Origin of the sequence: Mangrovibacterium marinum (assembly GCF_003046625.1) — a bacterium.
Lineage (GTDB): Bacteria > Bacteroidota > Bacteroidia > Bacteroidales > Prolixibacteraceae > Mangrovibacterium > Mangrovibacterium marinum.
Window position 1 is genome coordinate 124,048 of sequence record NZ_QAAD01000009.1, and the last position, 18,127, is coordinate 142,174.

Here is an 18,127-nt window from a genome sequence, read left to right on the forward strand (position 1 = left end):
ATTTGGGTGAGGCAGGCAGACTGGAATCAGGGCTTGACTTTTATTCTTAATATTCATAATTTGCATAGCATTAGTTGTTTGCTGATTATGGATGAGTTTTTTCTGCAATTTTTATGGCGGCATCGCTTGTTTGATGCTACAGAGCTGAAAACTACAGCTGGCATTCCGGTGGAAGTTATCTCGCCGGGTTTTCAGAATACCGATGCTGGTCCCGACTTTTTTAATGCCCGGTTAAAAATAGGCGACACAATTTGGGCCGGCAATGTTGAGGTCCATTGGCGGTCGGGCGACTGGAACAAACATCGGCATCATCAGGATTCCGCTTACGACAATGTGATCCTGCATCTGGTTAAAGAAGATACCGGAGCCGTGCAAAATTCAAAAGGCGTGTTCATCGAGAATGTGTGTCTGCCATATTCGTCGGTGTTGGAGGATAATTACCGGAAGTTGCAACAAGCAACCAGCTGGATTCCCTGTGCCGACGCCATTCATCAGGTTCCTCAAATAACCTTGCAGTTGTGGTATCATGCCCTGGTGGTTGAGCGGCTTCAGCATAAAACCAGCGAAATTGTCTTCCGCCTGGAACAAAATAAGAACGATTGGAACGAAACTTTTTATCAGTTTTTGGCTCGCAATTTTGGTTTTAAGGTGAATGCTCTTCCGTTTGAAATGCTGGCAAAAGCGGTTCCGCTGGCGGTGTTGGGCAAACACAAAAATGATTTGTTTCAGCTGGAAGCACTGCTTTTTGGCTCGGCCGGCTTGCTGAATCAAGAATTGGTGGGCGACGACTATTTCCTGGCTTTGCGCCGCGAGTTTTCGTTCTTATATAAGAAATATGCGTTGAAGCCGGTGGAAGGGCATTTGTGGAAGTTTCTACGTCTGCGTCCTTTCAATTTTCCGACCGTTCGAATTGCTCAGTTTGCCCAATTAATCCATCAGTCAAATGCCCTGTTCTCGCAATTGATTGAGATGGAAAGCTTAAATGAAGTAAAAAAGCTGTTTCAGATCGAACCTTCCGATTATTGGAATACGCATTATAAATTCAACAAGCAGAGTCGGGAGCTGTCCAAGAATTTTGGAACGTCATCGTTTCATAATTTAGTAATCAATACCATTGTTCCTTTTTTGTTTGTATACGGCGATTATTACAAGCAGCAACATTTGAAAGATCTGGCCTTCGATTTTCTGGAACGCATCCCTGCCGAGGCTAACTCAATTGTTGCTAATTGGCGTCAACTGGGCATTTCGGCCGCCACCGCCTACGATAGTCAGGCGCTCATTGAGTTAAAGAATTCTTACTGTAATGCCAAAAAATGCTTAAATTGCCCGGTAGGAATGAAATTGATCAAGCGGATAATTCCCGAAAATGATGAGCCAGTCGATAAATAAATTTCAGGATGTTTCAAACAGAACACTTCGGGTTGGGGTGCTTTTATTGTTTTCCATGTTGTCGGCCGGAACACTTGGCTATATGTACCTGGAGGATTATTCGTTTATCGATGCCTTCTTTATGACCATTATTACCATTTCAACGGTTGGTTTTAGCGAAGTGCATCCGCTGAATGATAGCGGAAAGATATTTACCTCGGGCTTAATTATTGCCAGCCTGGGGAGTTTGGCTTATGTGGGATCCAATTTAGCACGTTTTGTCTTCGACGGAGAACTGGTAAACTATTTAAAAACATATCGGGTGGATAAGAAAATTCAAAAACTCAGAGACCACGTGATCATCATTGGCTATGGTCGCAATGGTGAACAGGTGGCCATGGAACTGCGCGACTACGGGCTCGACTTTGTGGTGATTGACAAACGCGAAAATGTGGTGTCTCGAATACGGGAAGACGAAGAGCTGCTTTACATCCGCGGAGATGCCACCCACGAAGATGTTCTCAAACAAGCCGGTGTTGATTATGCCCGGGCACTAATTGCCACAACGCCCAACGATGCCGATAATGTTTTTGTGGCACTCACAGCCCGCAGCATGAATCCCAGCTTAAAAATTGTAAGCCGTGCTTCGGAAATGGAGTCGGTATCGAAGTTGAAACGTGCCGGGGTAACCAATGTAATCATGCCCGAGCGTATTGGCGGTCAGCGCATGGCCAAGCTGATCACACAGCCCGATGTCGTGGAGTTTCTGGAGTATATTCTCCTGCAGCAGAGTAAAGATGTGAGCCTCGAGGAAATTAGTTGCACCAATATGGCCGATTGTTTCGTGAATCACTCCATCGAAGAGCTCAACGCTCAGGATATCTCGGGGGGCAATATTGTTGGGATTAAGATCAGCGGCGCCAAGTATATTTTTAATCCGTCGTCGGAGCTGACCTTAAGCCGAGGAGACCAGCTTTTTGTGCTGGGGTCGCCCGAGCAAATCAGGCGCTTCCGGAATTTACTCGAAAAGGGATAGCCGGACGCACCTACCTAAAAGTGAATCAGTCAAATAAAAAGCCGGCGAAGCTGGTATTTCAAATTAAATGATTACTTTTGCGCAGCTTTTAAGGCGAACTAATTTTAAGCTGTTGTTATTGAATGCGATGCTGCAGCTTAAACATTGTATCACAATTTTAAAAAAGAAATTATGTATTTGACTTCTGAAAAGAAAGCAGAGATTTTTGGAAAACACGGTAAAAGCGCAACCGACACGGGTTCAGCTGAAGGACAAATCGCTTTGTTTTCATACCGTATCGCTCACCTGACTGAGCACCTGAAGAAAAACAAAAAAGACTACAGTACACAGCGTGCTTTGGTTAGCATGGTAGGTAAGCGCCGTAGCTTGTTAGATTACTTAGCCAAAAAAGATATCGAAAGATATCGTAGCATCATCAAAGAGCTTGGCTTACGTCGATAAAAATTTTCAATAAAAGGCAATAATTCTTATTGCCTTTTATTATTTTTGATAACCCCACCACCACAAGAAACAGTTAGAAAATTAAAATTTAGTTCAAATTTTTATGAGTCAAGCAATTATTAAAACAATTGACCTTGGTGACGGTCGTCAAATTACGATCGAAACCGGACGATTAGCCCGTCAGGCTGATGGTGCAGTTGTTGTAAAAATGGGAGATACCATGTTGTTAGCAACAGTGGTGTCGGCCAAAGAAGCCAAAGAAGATGTTGATTTTATGCCTGTGTCGGTTGACTACCGCGAGAAATTCTCGGCAGCAGGTCGTTTCCCCGGTGGGTTCTTGAAACGTGAAGCGCGTCCTTCCGACGACGAAATTCTGGTCGCTCGTTTAGTTGACCGTGCTCTGCGTCCGCTGTTCCCGGCTGATTACCACGCCGAAACAGCAGTGATGATTTCATTGATTTCTGTTGATGAAAATGTAATGCCTGATGCCTTGGCTGGTTTAGCAGCCTCCGCTGCTATTCAGGTTTCCGATATTCCTTTCGAATGTCCGATTTCAGAAGTACGTGTTGGTCGCATCAACGGCGAGTTCGTGGTGAATCCAAGCGCTGCTCAGCTGAAAGAATCAGACATCGACATCATGGTGGGTGCCTCTTACGAGAACATTATGATGGTTGAAGGTGAAATGGATGAAGTGACTGAAGAAGAAATGTTGGAAGCAATTAAAGTTGCTCACGACGCCATCCGTGTTCACTGTAAAGTACAAGAAGAATTGGCCGCCGAAGTAGGTAAAGCCAAACGCGAATATTGTCATGAAGTGAATGACGAAGAATTGCGCGAAAAGGTACACGCCGACCTTTACGAAAAATGCTATGCTATTGCAACGCAGCGTATTGCCGACAAGCAATTGCGGATGTCTTCATTCAAAGAATTGGTTGACGAGTACATCGTTGCCTACGAAGAGGCGAATGCTGAAAACGAAGAAATCGACCTGGTACAAAATATCAAGTTGATTAAAAAATATTACCACGATGTGGAAAAAGAAGCCATGCGTCGCATGATTCTGGACGAAGGTATCCGTTTGGATGGTCGTACAACCACGCAAATTCGTCCGATCTGGGGCGAAACCAACTACTTGCCCGGATCACACGGCTCTTCAATCTTCACCCGTGGCGAAACCCAGTCATTGTCATCAGTGACTTTGGGAACCAAAATGGATGAGAAAATCATTGACGGTGTAACCGTTCAGGGAACTGAAAAATTCCTGTTGCACTACAATTTCCCGCCATTCTGTGTGGGTGAAGCCAAAACACCACGTGGCTTGAGCCGTCGTGAAATTGGTCACGGTAACCTGGCTTACCGCGCCCTGAAACGCATGATCCCGCAAGATTTCCCTTATGTTGTTCGTGTGGTTTCCGATATCCTTGAGTCAAACGGTTCATCGTCAATGGCAACAGTTTGTGCCGGTACCATGGCTATGATGGATGCCGGTATCCAAATGAAGCGTCCGGTTTCAGGTATCGCCATGGGATTGATCACCGATAAAGGAAATACCAAATTTGCCATTCTTTCCGATATCCTGGGCGACGAAGACCACCTGGGTGATATGGACTTCAAAGTAACCGGTACCGATAAAGGTATTACGGCTACACAGATGGACATCAAAGTTGACGGATTGTCGTACGAAATATTGTCGCAAGCTTTGCAACAAGCCAAGCAAGGTCGTGAGCACATCATGGGTAAGATTATTGAAGTAATCAGCGAACCTCGCAGCGAATATAAACCCAATGTACCTCGTGTTGAAACGGTAATCATTCCGAAAGACATGATTGGACCAATCATTGGCCCTGGCGGTAAAAACATTCAAAAGCTGCAGGAAGAAACTAAAACAACCATCGTCATCGAAGAAAAAGATGATAAAGGATATGTTGAAGTTTCAGGCCTGAACAAAGATGCTCTGGATGCAGCCAAAGAACGGATCAAAAAAATTATCGCATTGCCTGAAAAAGGAGAAATCTATAAAGGTAAAGTGAAATCGATCACAACTTTCGGTGCTTTCATCGAGATTCTTCCCGGAAAAGAAGGTCTGTTACACGTTTCTGAAATTGCTTGGGAACGCGTACAAAATACCGAAGATGTATTGAAAGTTGGCGACGAAGTGGAAGTGAAATTGTTGGATATCGATCGCGACAATAAACTGAAGCTTTCCCGCAAAGCATTGCTTCCCAAACCGGAAGGTTATGTAGAACGTCCGCCACGTGAGCGTGCTCCGCGTCGTGATAACGGCGATCGTCGTGATCGTGGTGACCGTCGCGACAACCGCGGACCTCGTCGCGAAGGCGGTGAGCGTCGTCCATCGAGAAATGATGACTAATACAAATCGCATAGATCGGAAATGCCTGCTTTTGCAGGCATTTTTTTTGCCTTATTTTTGCATGAAAACATTTAACAGCCAAGCGATATGGAAAACTGGTATCCGGGATTTGAAAAGAAAATAGTCGATCAGTTAAAAGGATCAAATGTGAAAGATTTGCGCTTCTTTCGCATCGAGGAATACCTGCGCAATGCCGAGCGAACCGATGCGCAGGCCTCCTCGTGCCGGGCTTGTTATGCCTTGCGGAACGAAATAGAACAAACTGCCGATCAGGTTGCCAAGGCCGTTCAGCAACCGGGAGCCGAGCGCCGCCGGATCGATTCGCTGCAATCGCGACTGAGCGACCATCTGCGGAAGGAGCACGGCTTCTACCCGCCATCGTACCACACCTATTTGCAGTCGGTGTACTGGACGGTAGGATTCATGGCCCTGGCATTTCTGCTGACTGTGCTTTTCCCCGAAGTTGAAAAGGCCGTGTTCTATTCACCGGCTTTTGCCATTGGGGTAATTACCGGGCAGGTTATTGGAGGTAAAAAAGACCGGAAAGTGAGGGATTCCAACAAAATCCTGTAATAAATGCGGATCGGTTGTTACTGATTGTGCATACAACTTTCACCGATCAATTTTATGCAAATGAAAAAATTAGTCTATTTATCTACCATCTTGCTTATGGCCTCGTGCACACAAAAATTGAGTTACCCCGAAACAAAAAAGGAAGCGGTAACTGACGATTACTTCGGAACAAGTGTCGACGATCCTTATCGTTGGCTGGAAAACGACACCTCAGCTGAAACCGAAGCCTGGGTGGAAGCCCAGAATAAGGTGACCTTCGATTATCTGAAAAAGCTGCCCAACCGCGATAAGATTAGCAGCCAACTGACCGATTTATTGAACTACGAACGGCTGGGGACACCTTTTAAGAAAAGTGGCAAGTATTTCTTCTTCAAAAATGATGGTCTTCAGAATCAGAATGTCTTGTTCATGGCTGATTCGTTACAGGGCGATGCCGTTGTCTTGCTGGATCCCAATGTGCTCTCCGACGATGGAACGGTAGCCCTCGCGGGAGTCGAAATATCCGACGATGCCAAATACCTGGTTTACTCCATTGCCCGCAGCGGGTCGGATTGGAATGAGGTATTTGTGAAGGATATCGAAACCGGAGCCATGTTGGACGACCACCTGATGTGGGTGAAATTTTCAGGCCTTTCGTGGTACGACGGAGGTGTTTTTTATAGTCGCTACGACGAGCCGGAAGCCGGAAGTGAGTTGTCCAAATCAAACGAATACCAAAAGGTTTACTACCACAAAATAGGAACAAGTCAGCACGACGATGTTTTGGTGAAGGAAGATCAGGAGCATCCGAAGCGGATGTTTGGAGCCGGCGTTACCGACGATAAACGCTTCTTGCTGCTCTCGTCGAGCGAAGGAACAAGCGGCAACGCCCTGTTTGTGAAAGATCTGCTCCGGCCTCAGAGCGACTTTGTACCCGTGATGATCAGCTATGAGTACGACTTCAACGTGGTGGATAATCTGGGTAACCAGCTATATGTGCTGACCAATTATAAAGCTCCCCGCTATCGGCTGATTAAAGTGGACTTTACCAAGCCGGCGGAGGAAAACTGGGTGGACATCTTGCCCGAAGGGGAGAATGTGCTCGAGTCGGTGTCGTTTAACGGCGGCGAGATTGTTGCCCAATACATGAAGGATGCGCATAATGTGGTTGAAGTATATGCCATTGACGGGAAGTTAGACTATGAACTGCCATTGCCCGGAATTGGTTCCGTTGGGGGTTTTTCGGGTAAAAAGGAAGAGGCCGAAGCTTTCTTCAGTTACACCTCTTTCAATACGCCGGGCGAGATTTATCACTACGACTTTCAAACCCGGGAGCTGAGTTTGTATTTCCGCCCCGAAGTGGCCTTCAACCCGGACGACTTTGTGGTGGAACAGCAATTCTGCGAGTCGAAAGACGGTACACGGGTGCCAATGTTTTTGGTACACAAAAAAGATTTGGTACTCGATGGAAACAACCCGACTTTATTATATGGCTATGGTGGTTTTAACATCAGCCTGACGCCATCATATTCTTCTACCCGTATGGCATTTCTCGAAAACGGAGGTGTGCTGGCGGTGGCCAACCTGCGTGGTGGTGGCGAGTACGGCGAAGACTGGCACAAGGCCGGAACTAAATTGAACAAGCAAAATGTGTTTGACGACTGCATTGCCGCTGCCGAATATTTGATTGAATCGAATTACACCAAGCCGGCAAAATTAGCCCTGATGGGCGGGTCGAATGGAGGTTTACTGGTTGGCGCCGTGGTCAATCAGCGTCCCGATCTGTTTCAGGTTGCCTTGCCGGCGGTGGGCGTAATGGATATGCTGCGTTATCAATATTTTACCATTGGCTGGGCCTGGGCCGGCGACTACGGACGCAGCGACGACAGCAAGGAGATGTTTGAATACCTCTACGGTTATTCCCCTTATCACAACATTGCCAAGGGCGGAAAATATCCGGCGGTGCTGGTAACTACAGCCGATCACGACGACCGCGTGGTTCCGGCGCACTCGTTTAAATATGCAGCCCGTTTGCAGGAATACAACGTCGGAGACCTGCCCACGCTCATACGTATCGATACCAAGGCCGGCCACGGTGCAGGCAAACCAACTACAAAAATTATTGAAGAATATACCGATGTGTGGGCTTTTACATTTTATCATCTGGGCATGAATTTGTAAGCCACGACCTTCGGGAAACCGTTTTTTAAATTGTATTTTTGAATCCCGGGACGACAAACTCCCGGGATTTTTTGTGTCTATGGATATTAATTATTTAGTCATTGAGGGAAATATCGGGAGCGGAAAAACGAGCCTGACAAAGCTGATTGCCAGCGATTACGGGGCGAGGGTTTTGCTCGAAGGCTTCGAGGATAACCCCTTTCTGCCTAAATTTTATCAGCAGCAGGATAAATATGCCTTTCCGCTGGAAATGTCTTTCCTGGCCGATCGCTATAACCAGTTGAGCCGAAATATTCGCGACTTTGAGTTGTTCAGTTCCTTTTGGGTGTCGGACTACTACTTTGCAAAGAGTCTGATTTTTGCACAGACCACCCTGAACAATGACGAGTATAACCTGTATCATCGCTTCTTTCAGATCATTTACGATAAACTTCCGAAGCCCGATCTATATGTTTATCTGCACTTAAGTCCCGAAAACCTTTTGAAGAATATTCGTAAAAGAGGGCGGAACTACGAGCAGTCGATCAAGTTGGAATATCTTTCTCAAATTGAGAATGGCTACTTCAGCTATCTGCGGCAGCAACACGATTTTCCTATCCTGTTGATTGATACCAACAAGGTAGATTTTGTGGGCAATGAACAAGACTACAAAAAAATTCGTGGTATCATCTTTGATAAAAAGCATGCGCCCGGCATTAATCGGGTAATTTTAAACGAATAGCACGCAAAATTTGTATATTCGTGCGAGGTTGGAAAACTAATCAATTTAATAGTTCTACAAATGAAACATTTTAACTTTAAATCACTTGCATCTGTTGCGGTTGCGTCGGTCGTGTTATCGAGCTGTGCAAGTTTGCAAAAAATGAAAAAGAATGCTGATCAGATCAGCTTCAAAGTTACTCCTGAAGTATTGGAAACTCATGGCGGCGATGTTGATGTTGCCATTGACGGCGTTTTCCCGTCGAAATATTTTGTGAAAAAAGCGACTGTTGTTGCTACTCCTGTATTGAAATATGAAGGTGGCGAAACTGCTTTCGAACCTGTAACGGTACAGGGTGAAAAAGTGATGGCTAACAACAAAGTAATCAGCTACACAAACGGTGGAAACTTTAACTATAAAGATGCCGTTCCGTTTGCTGACGACATGAGAAAGTCGGAATTGGAAATCCGCATCACGGCTACTAAAGGTGCAAAAAGTGTTGACTTTGAGCCCATCAAAGTGGCCGATGGTGTATTGGCAACGCCAACATTGGTTGTGAACTACCCGGCAGCAATTCTGGGCGTTCAACGCGAGAAAAACACAACAGGCGTTTACGATCCCAACATCGATCCGTTCCAACGCATTGTTCCCGATGCTTACACTACCGACATCAAATATTTGATCAACAGCGCTGTGTTGAGAAATACGGAGTTGAAAAAAGAAGATATCGAAAAGTTGAAAGAATATGCTAAAGATGCTTTCGATGCGGAACGCAAAGAATTGAAGTCGGTTGAAGTTTCGGCTTATGCTTCGCCTGATGGTGAGCTGGACTGGAACACAAAACTGTCTGAAAAACGGGAAGGTTCGTCAACTAAATACATGGAAAAACAGCTGAAAAGACAAAAAATTGAAGCTGAGCTGAAATCGAAATTTACTCCCGAAGACTGGGATGGTTTCAAAGAGTTGATGGAGAAATCAAACATTCAGGATAAAGAATTGATCCTGCGTGTACTTTCAATGTACTCCGATCCTGAAGTTCGCGAACGCGAAATCCGCAACTTGTCGCAAGCGTTCACCAGCGTTGCCGATGAAATTTTGCCGCAATTGCGTCGTGCAAAAATTACAGCCAATGTTGAGTTGATTGGTAAAACTGATGCCGAAATCATGGAATTGGCCATGAACAACCCAAGTGCGTTGAACCCCGCTGAATTGCTGTATGCCGGAACTTTGACAGAAGACAAAGACAAACAACTGATGATTTACGGCGCCATGTCGGATGTATATCCGAACGACTGGAGAGGTTACAACAACCAGGGAATGGTGTTGGCACAACAAGGTCGTTTTGCCGATGCAAAACCTTTGTTCGAAAAAGCAGAGACTTTGGCTCCTGCTGAACCCATCATCAAAAACAACTTAGGCGCTTGCGTTTTGGTTGAAGGCGATGTGGCCAAAGCTGAAGAATTGTTCGGTGCTGCTTCGGGTGCCGGTGCTGAAGTAAACAACAACCTGGGTATTGTAGCCATCAAAAAAGGCGAGTACGAAAAAGCCGTTAAACTGTTGAACGGAACAAACACACCGAACGAAGGTCTGGCTAAAATCATGGATGGCGACAATGCCGGTGCTTTGAAAGCATTGGAAGCTTGCCCTTGGGAAGGTTGCTACATGACTGAATATTTTAAAGCCGTAGTAGGTGCCCGTACAGCAAAAGAAAACCTGATGTACGAAAGCCTTGAAAAAGCGGTTGCGATGAACGCTGAACTGAAAGCGAAAATCGCTACTGACCTGGAATTTGCCAAGTATTTCAACGAAGCGCGCTTCCAGGAAATCGTGAAGTAATTCCCTTAGCGGAAATAAACAATAAAGCGAAGGCTGTCCGATTTAGTTTCGGACAGCCTTTATTTTTTGTTCCTTCTCGATAATCCTGAAACGCCCGGTTGACGCGTCCCCGAGGCATGGTGAACCCTCCCCGGGGGGCCGGCACCAGCCCATCGGCCAGATTTCTGATCCCATTGGATAGGGAACCCAGTCCATCGGCCGGATTTTTGACTTAATTGGCAGGGGGAAGCCTCCCATTGGCTGGATTTCTGACTTAATTGGCAGGGGAAAGCCTCCCATTGGCCAGTTTCCGGCTCCAACCGGGCAGGTGAGCCATCCACAGAGCAGTCTGACCTGTTCGGGAAGGAACTTACCCCGACTCCGGATAAAAAAGAGAGACTTAGGACTTAGCCCACTTCATCTTTTTAAAGATATCCCAAAGAACAATACCGGCGCTCACCGACACATTGAACGAGTGCTTGGTGCCAAATTGCGGAATTTCGATCGCTCCATCGCAAATATCCACTATTTTTTGCTGTACACCTTTCACCTCGTTGCCAAACACCAGGGCAACTTTTTCGTCGGTGGCGGGCGTAAAGTCGGGTAACAGGACGCTCCGATCGATTTGCTCGATGGCGTAAACGGTAAAACCCGCTTCTTTGAGCTTTGCAATGGCTTCTTCGGTATGTTCGAAGTACTGCCAGTTCACCGTTTTCTCGGCATCCAGCGCTGTTTTGTGAATTTCTTTATTGGGTGGGGTGGCGGTAATGCCGCACAAATAAATCGAATCAACCAGCAGGGCATCCGATGTTCGGAAAAACGAGCCGATGTTGTTACAGCTTCGCACATTGTCCAGAACGACAACAAGCGGCATCTTCCCGGTTTGTTCGTATTCTTCCGCGTTCAATCGGTTTAGTTCGTGTGTTCGGAGTTTTCGCATCGTTTTATATTTATACTGAAGAATGTTTATTGAGTGTTTACCAGTCGATGTTTTTTCGGCGGAAGGGCATGGTCATGCATCGGGCACCGCCACCACCGCGCGCCAATTCGGATCCGGCAATGGTTACCACGCATTTTTTGTTTGGCGGAATGATGGCCTTGCCGTCAATCAGATCCTGTGCTTTAAGCACTTCAAAGCCGTTTTTGTGCAGCTCGTTCACCGTGTTTACATTGCGCTCGTAGCCGATGACCTGTCCCGGGGCAATGGCAAAAAAGTTAGCGCCGCTGTGCCACTGTTCGCGTTCCATGGTCCAAATATCGTTTTTGCCGCCACAGCGAATTGGTTTCATGTCCATGCCAAGTAGTTGCAGGGCCTCCACCAGGTTCTTGCGTTCCGAAATTCGGGTCACTTCCCCATTTTCAACCTGAATGTGGATGGTGTGGAAGCGGTTTGTGCCCATAATCAGTGGTTCGTAAATCATGCAGGCATCGCGATCCAGAAAGGTGAAAACCATGTCCAGATGAATGAAGGACTCGGGTAAGTCGGGCAGCTCCTGAACGATGATATGGCGAATGGGCTCCTGACGTGCTTTGATGCTTTCGAGGATGAAGTCGATGCCCTGCGTAGATGTGCGCACGCCCGTCCCGATCACCAGAACATCCTGGCGGGCAACCTGAAAGTCGCCGCCTTCAATTTTTATTTTCGTGTCGGCCTTCATCATCTCCGAACGCTCGGCATTGATTGTTTTACTTTCAATCAAGGGATGATGGTTGAAAATGGCTTCCATGATGAGCGACTCGCGGTCGCGCACAGCATTGGCCATTTTGCCGATCACCACCTCGTCGCGAAAAGCCATGGACGCATCGCGGGTGAATAAAAAGTTGTGCAACGGCCACAGGCTGAAGCGCTCCTGGCTCAGGTAGCGCGTCAGGTTGTTCCGCTTAATGGGAACTCCCTGTATGAGCTGACGAGCCAGCTCCGGACTTGTTAACCCCAGTAAGTCGGGTTGAATGTCGACTGCATTTTCGCGCAGGCAAATCTCGTTGATCAGGCTTCGCTTCACCGGCTCATCTTTCAGGATCTCGGCCAGCAGATCGGTCACCTCAAAGCAACGGCTCACCTTCGACAAAACGCCTTTCAGCTGTTGGTATTCCTGGCTGGCCACCGATAGGTTTAAGATGTCGCTGTACAGCGCTCGCTTGGCTGTTTCGGGGGTCATCTCCTCAACTTCGAGCCCCGGTGTATGAACAATTACGCCCTCGAGTTCCCCAAACTCGGAGGTAACGTTCACCTTCATTTTTTGATTCATAAATAACCCTTTCTAATTTTTCATACAAAGATAATAACTCGTTCCAAAGCAGAATCTTTGGTCCGCTGTTCGTTTTCGGCAAATAAGGCATTATCTTCGTTCAATGTCATGAAGAGTTTAAGTTGTATGATCATTCTGTTGATGGCCTTTGTTGCGGGCGGGTTCGCGCAGCAGGCCGACACGGTTCACTACCTGAGCGGTGTAAAGGAAGGTGGCGATACAATACCTCATGTCAGTCTGGAGCCCATTCCGGTTTTCCCCAGGCGGCATTTCAAAACCAAACGACTGGAACGAAAATACTGGCGGCTGGCCATGAAGGTGAAAAAGGTGTACCCCTACGCGCTGAAAGCGGCCGAGCTGATGGCCGAGTACGATGCCCGCTATCGCGCGTCCGACAGCCGGAAAACCCGCAAAGAATACCTTAAGGCAGCCGAAAAAGAGCTGTTTGATCAATATGGCGATCAGCTGAAAAAATTGTCGATATCGGAAGGGCGAATCCTGATAAAGCTGATTGACCGCGAGACCCGACATACTTCCTACGAACTGATCAAGGATTTGAAAGGAGGCGTGTCGGCTTTCTTTTGGCAAGGCATTGCCCGGCTGTTTGGTAACGACCTGAAAGCCGAGTACGATCCGGTTGAAGAAGACCGGATGATTGAGGAGATCATTTTGTTTATTGAAGCGGGGGTGATCTGATGAAACGCATTTTCCTGGCCATCGATGCCGCCTTGTCCGAGGCTTGTCAGTGTCGCATTCAGCAATTGAAGACCGAACTGCGTGATGAACGGATCCGTTGGGTGAAGCCCCGGAATTATCACCTGACGCTTCATTTTTTCGGAATGATGGCGCCCGATGATGAAGCCAGGCTTGTTGGGCTGCTCGGCGATTTTGCGGCTACCAGGCATGCCTTGACGGTGGAGCTGGGGCATTTATCGTTCTTCAAAAAAGCGAAGCAACCGCAGGTGCTTTTTGTGGATGTGGAACAGGTCGGTGAGCTAAAAGCACTGGTGGCCGACATGCAGCATCGCTTGGTGGAGGCGGGGTTCATCGAGGCTCCGAAATCTTTTCGGCCGCATTTGACCATTGCCCGCATGAAGAAGATTGAAAACATGGCGCAGCTTTTAAGTGCCGTGAGCGAAATGGGCGATTTGCCCCGCCAACAGCTGCACGTCGACCGGATGGTGTTGTACGAGAGTATCCAGACAGCCCAAGGAGCCGAATACCGGGCCATTCAATCTTTTCCGCTATCCTGAGCCTGCCCGGCAGGCTTTTATTTCCCTTTGGCACTGAACAATTCAAGGGTGCTGTAAATCATTATTTTGAAATCGAGATACAACGATGCGTTTTTCAGGTATACCAGGTCGTAGGGGAGGCGTTCAAGCATCTGATCGATATTTGAAGCATAACCGTACTTAATTTGTCCCCAGCTGGTGATGCCCGGGCGCACCTTGTGCAGGAGTCCGTATTGGGGCGCTTTGGCTACCAGTTGCTCAATAAAATACCGGCGTTCGGGGCGCGGGCCAACAAGCGACATCTGCCCCATGATCACGTTGATGAACTGAGGAATTTCATCCAGATGGGTTTTGCGTAAAAACCGACCAACGGTCGTTATTCGGGGGTCGTTGGTCGACGATAGCTGAGGCCCTTTGACTTCAGCATCGCATACCATCGTCCGAAATTTGAAAATCCGGAACTCTTTTCCGAAGCGTCCCACCCGGTTCTGTGCATAAATAACCGGACCGTGCGAATCTATTTTTATAGCGATGGCAATTGCCAGCGACAAGGGAGCGAACAGCAGGAGGCCGAACGCAGAGAAAATCACATCGCATAATCGCTTTACATTCATGGCCCAGGCAGGCATAATGCCATTGGATATCTTAAAAAGTGGCAGCCCGTAAAGGTTGTTGGTTTTTTGTGCCCCCGAGAGCAGGTCGTACAGGTCGGGGATTCCCCAAACCGTTAGCTTGAAGCGCTGCAGAAGAATAAGTAGTCTGCTGAGTAAATTATGCTCCGAGGAGGCGATGGTGACAATCACCTCTTCAATCTTGTATTTCTCAATGACGGAAGGTATTTCGGCCATTCCTCCTAAATAGGGCAGGTGTTGTTTCAAGGGCGATTGCTGCTGCGGATCGAGTTCAACATAGCCCACCAGTAGGTTGCCCGAGGGGTTCTCCTGATTGTTCAGATGATGGAAAAGCTCGACAGCCTTTTCGTCGCCCCCGACGATCAATGTGTTGAACCCGAATTGTCGCTGATGGATTTTGCGCGTGATCCGGCTGGTTTGCATGATCCTGAAAAAATAAGTGATGCCAAATTGCAGGGAAAACAGCACCAGGAAAAGTTTCAGAAAATTCAGGTGGCCGGGAAATTTGTCGTTCAAAACCAGCAGGAAAAATAAAATAACCGAACCCCAAAGTGTGGTGAAGAAGGTTTGCGAAAGCTCGATCAGCCGCGATTTTCGGAAAATGTTGTCGTAGTAGCCGGTGATAAAGTAAACCAAGATCCAGCAGAAAGGAAGAATAACCATCGGAAGGTAGCAATCCGGCTGGCTTGTTAGTTCAGCAGTGGGTAGCGGTGTTTCGCCCGCACGATTGTTATACAAATAAAAAAGAATCCAGCTGGAGCAGGCGGCTAAGGCATCAAAGGTCAGGTAGCTTAATACGGTTTTCGTCTTGTTCATTCCGGAGGTGAAGATAGGTAACTTTTCAGATCAAATTAAGAACGATGATCTACAGCATAAAGTATTCGGTAAATCGTTTTATCTCTTTTTAGAGCTGAATTTGTACGCTGAAATATGCCGGTAAAATGTCGTTCCGCTTCAGCGGGATTGCCGTCCGATAAAAATAACGTGAATTTCCCTTCGTGAGGGAGGGCCAGGGTGGGTACATTAGATAGAAGGTAAATGCAGAAGGGACTTTCACAGAAACAAGGGGTATAATTTCAACTATAAATCGGAATTACGAGAACTGTTTGCCAGCGAAGTTGGTCTTTTGCTGAAAGCTGCGGAAAATTTGTTGCGCCTGTTGCAGCTGTGTCAGGTTGAGGACGACTGCCGGTTTCTTGCGAATGTTGTTGATCAAGTTGCTGATGGCATTGTACTCAGTTTCCCTGCAAGCGTTGAAGTAGTTGGAATCTGTTTTGACCCGGAGGGGCTTCATGTCCGGACTAAAGAGTTCAATGCCGGTATCCTTCTCCCTGAAGTGCTTCGAGAGTAAGATTCGGGCAATCGACCCGGAATGAAAGGCGAGCCTTGCTTCCAGAATGCTCAGCCCTTCGGCGTCAGCGAAGGTCATTGAATCGGTTTTTCGACAATCGCCTTGATCCAGCCAAACAAGCATCAACAGAAGCTGGAAGAAGGCGTCGGCAGTTAGCTGATCATCTGCTGCCGAAAGCCGGATGTTTGCTAAAAACGGAGCCTTTACCAAAGGGATTGCTTTCAAAATTTGCTTGTTGAAAAGCAAGGGTACTGCCAGTTGGATGCTTGTATCCGCCTCCTGCGATAAACGGATTAATTCGTTGAATTGCTGTTCGTTGAGTTTCGGAAGTTGGCTGAAATACAAATTGTTGCGGTTGCGTAATGCTAATTTGATCAAATCGAAGGAGGGACTTAGCTGGTCGAAGTAAGTCAGCTCGGAGGCCCGGATGATTGACTCGGCCTGTGCGTGCAGCATGTGTTCCGACAGCTGGTTGTAACCCGACAGAAAGTCTTTTACTTGCAGTTCTTTAAGTTGTCCGAGTCGATTGCTCAGCTCGGGGTTGAAGGCATCGGCCGATATAATCGCGGTTTTGATCATGCTCCAAATTAGAAATAAAAAGCTACTTTAAAGCGCTGGAGAAGGGGCAACTTTTCAACCGGGCGCCGTTGATAATGTTCGCCTTTTAGGAGGGGCTACTACACAATTTATTTATTTTTATACCCAAAAAATTGACGAAATGAACCCGCTGGATACGCTGAGACATCAGGGATTGAGAAAAAGACTTGTTGAAGGATTAAAAATCAAAGGGATAAAGGATGAAAAGGTTTTGAATGCTATCTCGAGAGTGCCCCGGCACTTGTTCATGGATAGCGGTTTTATTCAGTTTGCCTATAAAGATCAGGCATTTCCGATCGGTGCCGGACAAACCATTTCGCAGCCTTATACCGTCGCTTTTCAAACCTGCTTGTTGCAGCTTAAGCCGCACGATAAGGTGCTCGAGGTGGGCACCGGCTCGGGCTACCAGGCTGCTGTGCTGCTCGAAATGGGCGTAAATGTGTTTACCATCGAACGGCAGCGCGAGTTGTACCTGAAGGTGCAGCAGTTGCTGCCACAGCTGGGCTATTTCCCAAAATTTTTTTACGGCGATGGCTACAAAGGGCTGCCAACCTATGGCCCCTTTGACAAGATTATTGTGACAGCAGGAGCACCGTTTATCCCCGAAGATTTGTTGCAGCAATTGGTCATCGGCGGGCGTTTGGTCATTCCGCTGGGCCCAACCGACCAGCAAATAATGACGGTGGTTACCCGTGTTTCGGAGATCGAGTATAAAAAGGAAACCCATGGAACATTTGTGTTTGTTCCGCTGTTGAAAGGGACAGAACAGTAGGGCTGGAAGATACCTGAGAAAGTCTGATGCTATGACATGTAGAGGTCGAGGCTAACGGCTGTTTGCTGGTGTTTTTTCAAGCAGAACCTGGTCATTGGGAAGCCGGCAGTTTGTTGCTCGTAAGCGGGGCTTTGTTTTTTGGGGCGATGCAGGTTTCTGTATGCCGATTTTTTGATTAATATTTAAGCATGATACAAGTTAAGAAGTTTACATTCAACCCGATTCAGGAAAATACATACCTGTTGTACGACGAAACGGGTGAGTGCATCATTGTGGATGCAGGTTGTTATTTCGACTACGAACAAAAGGAATTGACCGACTTTGTGGAGCAAAATCAATTAACGCCGGTTAAGCTGGTGAATACGCATTGCCACCTGGACCATATTTTCGGGGTTAGCTTTTGCCGCAGTAAGTACAATATTCCATTTTTGGCTCATCAGGACGATGCCTTTTTGGTGGACGAGATTGTGGCCCACGGCGAACGTTTTGGCATTCCAACAGAGCCGGTGGACGGTCCCGATGGCTTTATCGATGAGCAGGATGAAATTCAGTTCGGCAATTCAAGCCTAAAAGTAATTCATGTTCCCGGGCATGCTCCCGGACATCTGGTGTTGCACAGTCCCGAGCAAAATTTTTTGTTGGCTGGCGATGTGCTGTTTTACGGAAGCATAGGACGGACTGATTTGCCCAAAGGAAACTATGAGCAGCTGATTTCCAATATTCAGCAGAAGCTCCTGGTGTTGCCCGACGAAACGGTGGTGTACAGCGGACATGGGCCGGAAACCAGCATTGGTTTCGAGAAAAAGTCGAACCCGTTTTTAAGTTAAAAC

At 47.2% G+C, this 18,127-nt stretch carries 16 protein-coding genes; 12 read left to right on the top strand and 4 right to left on the bottom strand.

Going from position 1 to position 18,127, the window contains the following annotated elements:
* Window positions 1-60 precede the first annotated feature (60 nt).
* From C8N47_RS10530 to C8N47_RS10565, 8 genes are all read left to right on the top strand, one after another.
* Entirely contained in the window at window positions 61-1,389 is a 1,329-nt protein-coding gene (locus C8N47_RS10530; protein ID WP_170111365.1) for a DUF2851 family protein, read from the top strand.
* Complete coding sequence (locus tag C8N47_RS10535; RefSeq protein ID WP_170111366.1) at window positions 1,370-2,404, top strand: potassium channel family protein; 1,035 nt, start codon at window positions 1,370-1,372, stop codon at window positions 2,402-2,404. The genes C8N47_RS10530 and C8N47_RS10535 overlap by 20 nt, the downstream gene beginning before the upstream one ends.
* 171 nt (window positions 2,405-2,575) lie before the next feature.
* Window positions 2,576-2,845, top strand: a complete 270-nt coding sequence (gene rpsO, locus C8N47_RS10540) for a 30S ribosomal protein S15 (protein ID WP_107822565.1) — start codon at window positions 2,576-2,578, stop codon at window positions 2,843-2,845.
* A gap of 103 nt (window positions 2,846-2,948) precedes the next feature.
* Complete coding sequence (gene pnp, locus C8N47_RS10545) at window positions 2,949-5,216, top strand: polyribonucleotide nucleotidyltransferase (RefSeq protein ID WP_107822520.1); 2,268 nt, start codon at window positions 2,949-2,951, stop codon at window positions 5,214-5,216.
* An 87-nt stretch (window positions 5,217-5,303) separates the two neighbouring features.
* Complete coding sequence (locus C8N47_RS10550; RefSeq protein ID WP_107822521.1) at window positions 5,304-5,789, top strand: hypothetical protein; 486 nt, start codon at window positions 5,304-5,306, stop codon at window positions 5,787-5,789.
* A 60-nt stretch (window positions 5,790-5,849) separates the two neighbouring features.
* On the top strand, window positions 5,850-7,949 hold the full coding sequence (locus C8N47_RS10555) for a prolyl oligopeptidase family serine peptidase (protein ID WP_107822566.1): 2,100 nt from the start codon (window positions 5,850-5,852) through the stop codon (window positions 7,947-7,949).
* Between the two features lie 79 nt (window positions 7,950-8,028).
* A complete protein-coding gene (locus tag C8N47_RS10560; protein ID WP_107822522.1) occupies window positions 8,029-8,670 on the top strand; it encodes a deoxynucleoside kinase in 642 nt (213 codons plus the stop codon).
* 141 nt (window positions 8,671-8,811) lie between these two features.
* A complete protein-coding gene (locus tag C8N47_RS10565; RefSeq protein WP_245915703.1) occupies window positions 8,812-10,485 on the top strand; it encodes a tetratricopeptide repeat protein in 1,674 nt (557 codons plus the stop codon).
* A 379-nt stretch (window positions 10,486-10,864) separates the two neighbouring features.
* On the opposite strand, the gene C8N47_RS10570 is transcribed toward C8N47_RS10565, so the two are convergent.
* Window positions 10,865-11,404, bottom strand: a complete 540-nt coding sequence (locus tag C8N47_RS10570; protein ID WP_107822524.1) for an RNA methyltransferase — start codon at window positions 11,402-11,404, stop codon at window positions 10,865-10,867.
* Window positions 11,405-11,441: 37 nt separating this feature from the next.
* Window positions 11,442-12,713, bottom strand: a complete 1,272-nt coding sequence (locus tag C8N47_RS10575) for an arginine deiminase (RefSeq protein ID WP_107822525.1) — start codon at window positions 12,711-12,713, stop codon at window positions 11,442-11,444.
* 108 nt (window positions 12,714-12,821) lie between these two features.
* Here C8N47_RS10575 and C8N47_RS10580 point away from each other — a divergent pair, with 108 nt between their 5' ends.
* The gene (locus C8N47_RS10580) at window positions 12,822-13,409 is read left to right on the top strand and encodes a DUF4294 domain-containing protein (RefSeq protein WP_107822526.1); all 588 of its coding nucleotides are present in this window, start codon (window positions 12,822-12,824) and stop codon (window positions 13,407-13,409) included.
* Window positions 13,409-13,966: an RNA 2',3'-cyclic phosphodiesterase gene (gene thpR / locus C8N47_RS10585; protein ID WP_107822527.1), complete on the top strand. Its 558-nt coding sequence runs from the start codon at window positions 13,409-13,411 to the stop codon at window positions 13,964-13,966. Before C8N47_RS10580 ends, thpR begins: the two co-directional genes overlap by 1 nt.
* A gap of 17 nt (window positions 13,967-13,983) precedes the next feature.
* On the opposite strand, the gene C8N47_RS10590 is transcribed toward thpR, so the two are convergent.
* Window positions 13,984-15,393: a sugar transferase gene (locus C8N47_RS10590; RefSeq protein WP_107822528.1), complete on the bottom strand. Its 1,410-nt coding sequence runs from the start codon at window positions 15,391-15,393 to the stop codon at window positions 13,984-13,986.
* A 277-nt stretch (window positions 15,394-15,670) separates the two neighbouring features.
* Window positions 15,671-16,507, bottom strand: a complete 837-nt coding sequence (locus C8N47_RS10595) for a hypothetical protein (RefSeq protein WP_107822529.1) — start codon at window positions 16,505-16,507, stop codon at window positions 15,671-15,673.
* 139 nt (window positions 16,508-16,646) lie between these two features.
* Here C8N47_RS10595 and C8N47_RS10600 point away from each other — a divergent pair, with 139 nt between their 5' ends.
* Both C8N47_RS10600 and C8N47_RS10605 read left to right on the top strand, forming a co-directional pair.
* Entirely contained in the window at window positions 16,647-17,297 is a 651-nt protein-coding gene (locus C8N47_RS10600) for a protein-L-isoaspartate(D-aspartate) O-methyltransferase (RefSeq protein ID WP_107822530.1), read from the top strand.
* 188 nt (window positions 17,298-17,485) lie between these two features.
* Window positions 17,486-18,124: an MBL fold metallo-hydrolase gene (locus C8N47_RS10605; RefSeq protein WP_107822531.1), complete on the top strand. Its 639-nt coding sequence runs from the start codon at window positions 17,486-17,488 to the stop codon at window positions 18,122-18,124.
* Window positions 18,125-18,127: the final 3 nt, after the last annotated feature.

Excerpts from the sequence above, each read along its gene's own strand:
- thpR (WP_107822527.1), top strand. The coding sequence starts at position 13,409 with ATGAAACGCATTTTCCTGGCCATCGATGCCGCCTTGTCCGAGGCTTGT.
- C8N47_RS10560 (WP_107822522.1), top strand. The coding sequence starts at position 8,029 with ATGGATATTAATTATTTAGTCATTGAGGGAAATATCGGGAGCGGAAAA.
- C8N47_RS10565 (WP_245915703.1), top strand. The coding sequence starts at position 8,812 with ATGAAAAAGAATGCTGATCAGATCAGCTTCAAAGTTACTCCTGAAGTA.
- C8N47_RS10600 (WP_107822530.1), top strand. The coding sequence starts at position 16,647 with ATGAACCCGCTGGATACGCTGAGACATCAGGGATTGAGAAAAAGACTT.
- C8N47_RS10575 (WP_107822525.1), bottom strand. The coding sequence starts at position 12,713 with ATGAATCAAAAAATGAAGGTGAACGTTACCTCCGAGTTTGGGGAACTC.
- C8N47_RS10580 (WP_107822526.1), top strand. The coding sequence starts at position 12,822 with ATGAAGAGTTTAAGTTGTATGATCATTCTGTTGATGGCCTTTGTTGCG.
- C8N47_RS10595 (WP_107822529.1), bottom strand. The coding sequence starts at position 16,507 with ATGATCAAAACCGCGATTATATCGGCCGATGCCTTCAACCCCGAGCTG.
- C8N47_RS10570 (WP_107822524.1), bottom strand. The coding sequence starts at position 11,404 with ATGCGAAAACTCCGAACACACGAACTAAACCGATTGAACGCGGAAGAA.
- C8N47_RS10535 (WP_170111366.1), top strand. The coding sequence starts at position 1,370 with ATGAGCCAGTCGATAAATAAATTTCAGGATGTTTCAAACAGAACACTT.
- C8N47_RS10555 (WP_107822566.1), top strand. The coding sequence starts at position 5,850 with ATGAAAAAATTAGTCTATTTATCTACCATCTTGCTTATGGCCTCGTGC.
- rpsO (WP_107822565.1), top strand. The coding sequence starts at position 2,576 with ATGTATTTGACTTCTGAAAAGAAAGCAGAGATTTTTGGAAAACACGGT.
- C8N47_RS10605 (WP_107822531.1), top strand. The coding sequence starts at position 17,486 with ATGATACAAGTTAAGAAGTTTACATTCAACCCGATTCAGGAAAATACA.
- pnp (WP_107822520.1), top strand. The coding sequence starts at position 2,949 with ATGAGTCAAGCAATTATTAAAACAATTGACCTTGGTGACGGTCGTCAA.
- C8N47_RS10550 (WP_107822521.1), top strand. The coding sequence starts at position 5,304 with ATGGAAAACTGGTATCCGGGATTTGAAAAGAAAATAGTCGATCAGTTA.
- C8N47_RS10590 (WP_107822528.1), bottom strand. The coding sequence starts at position 15,393 with ATGAACAAGACGAAAACCGTATTAAGCTACCTGACCTTTGATGCCTTA.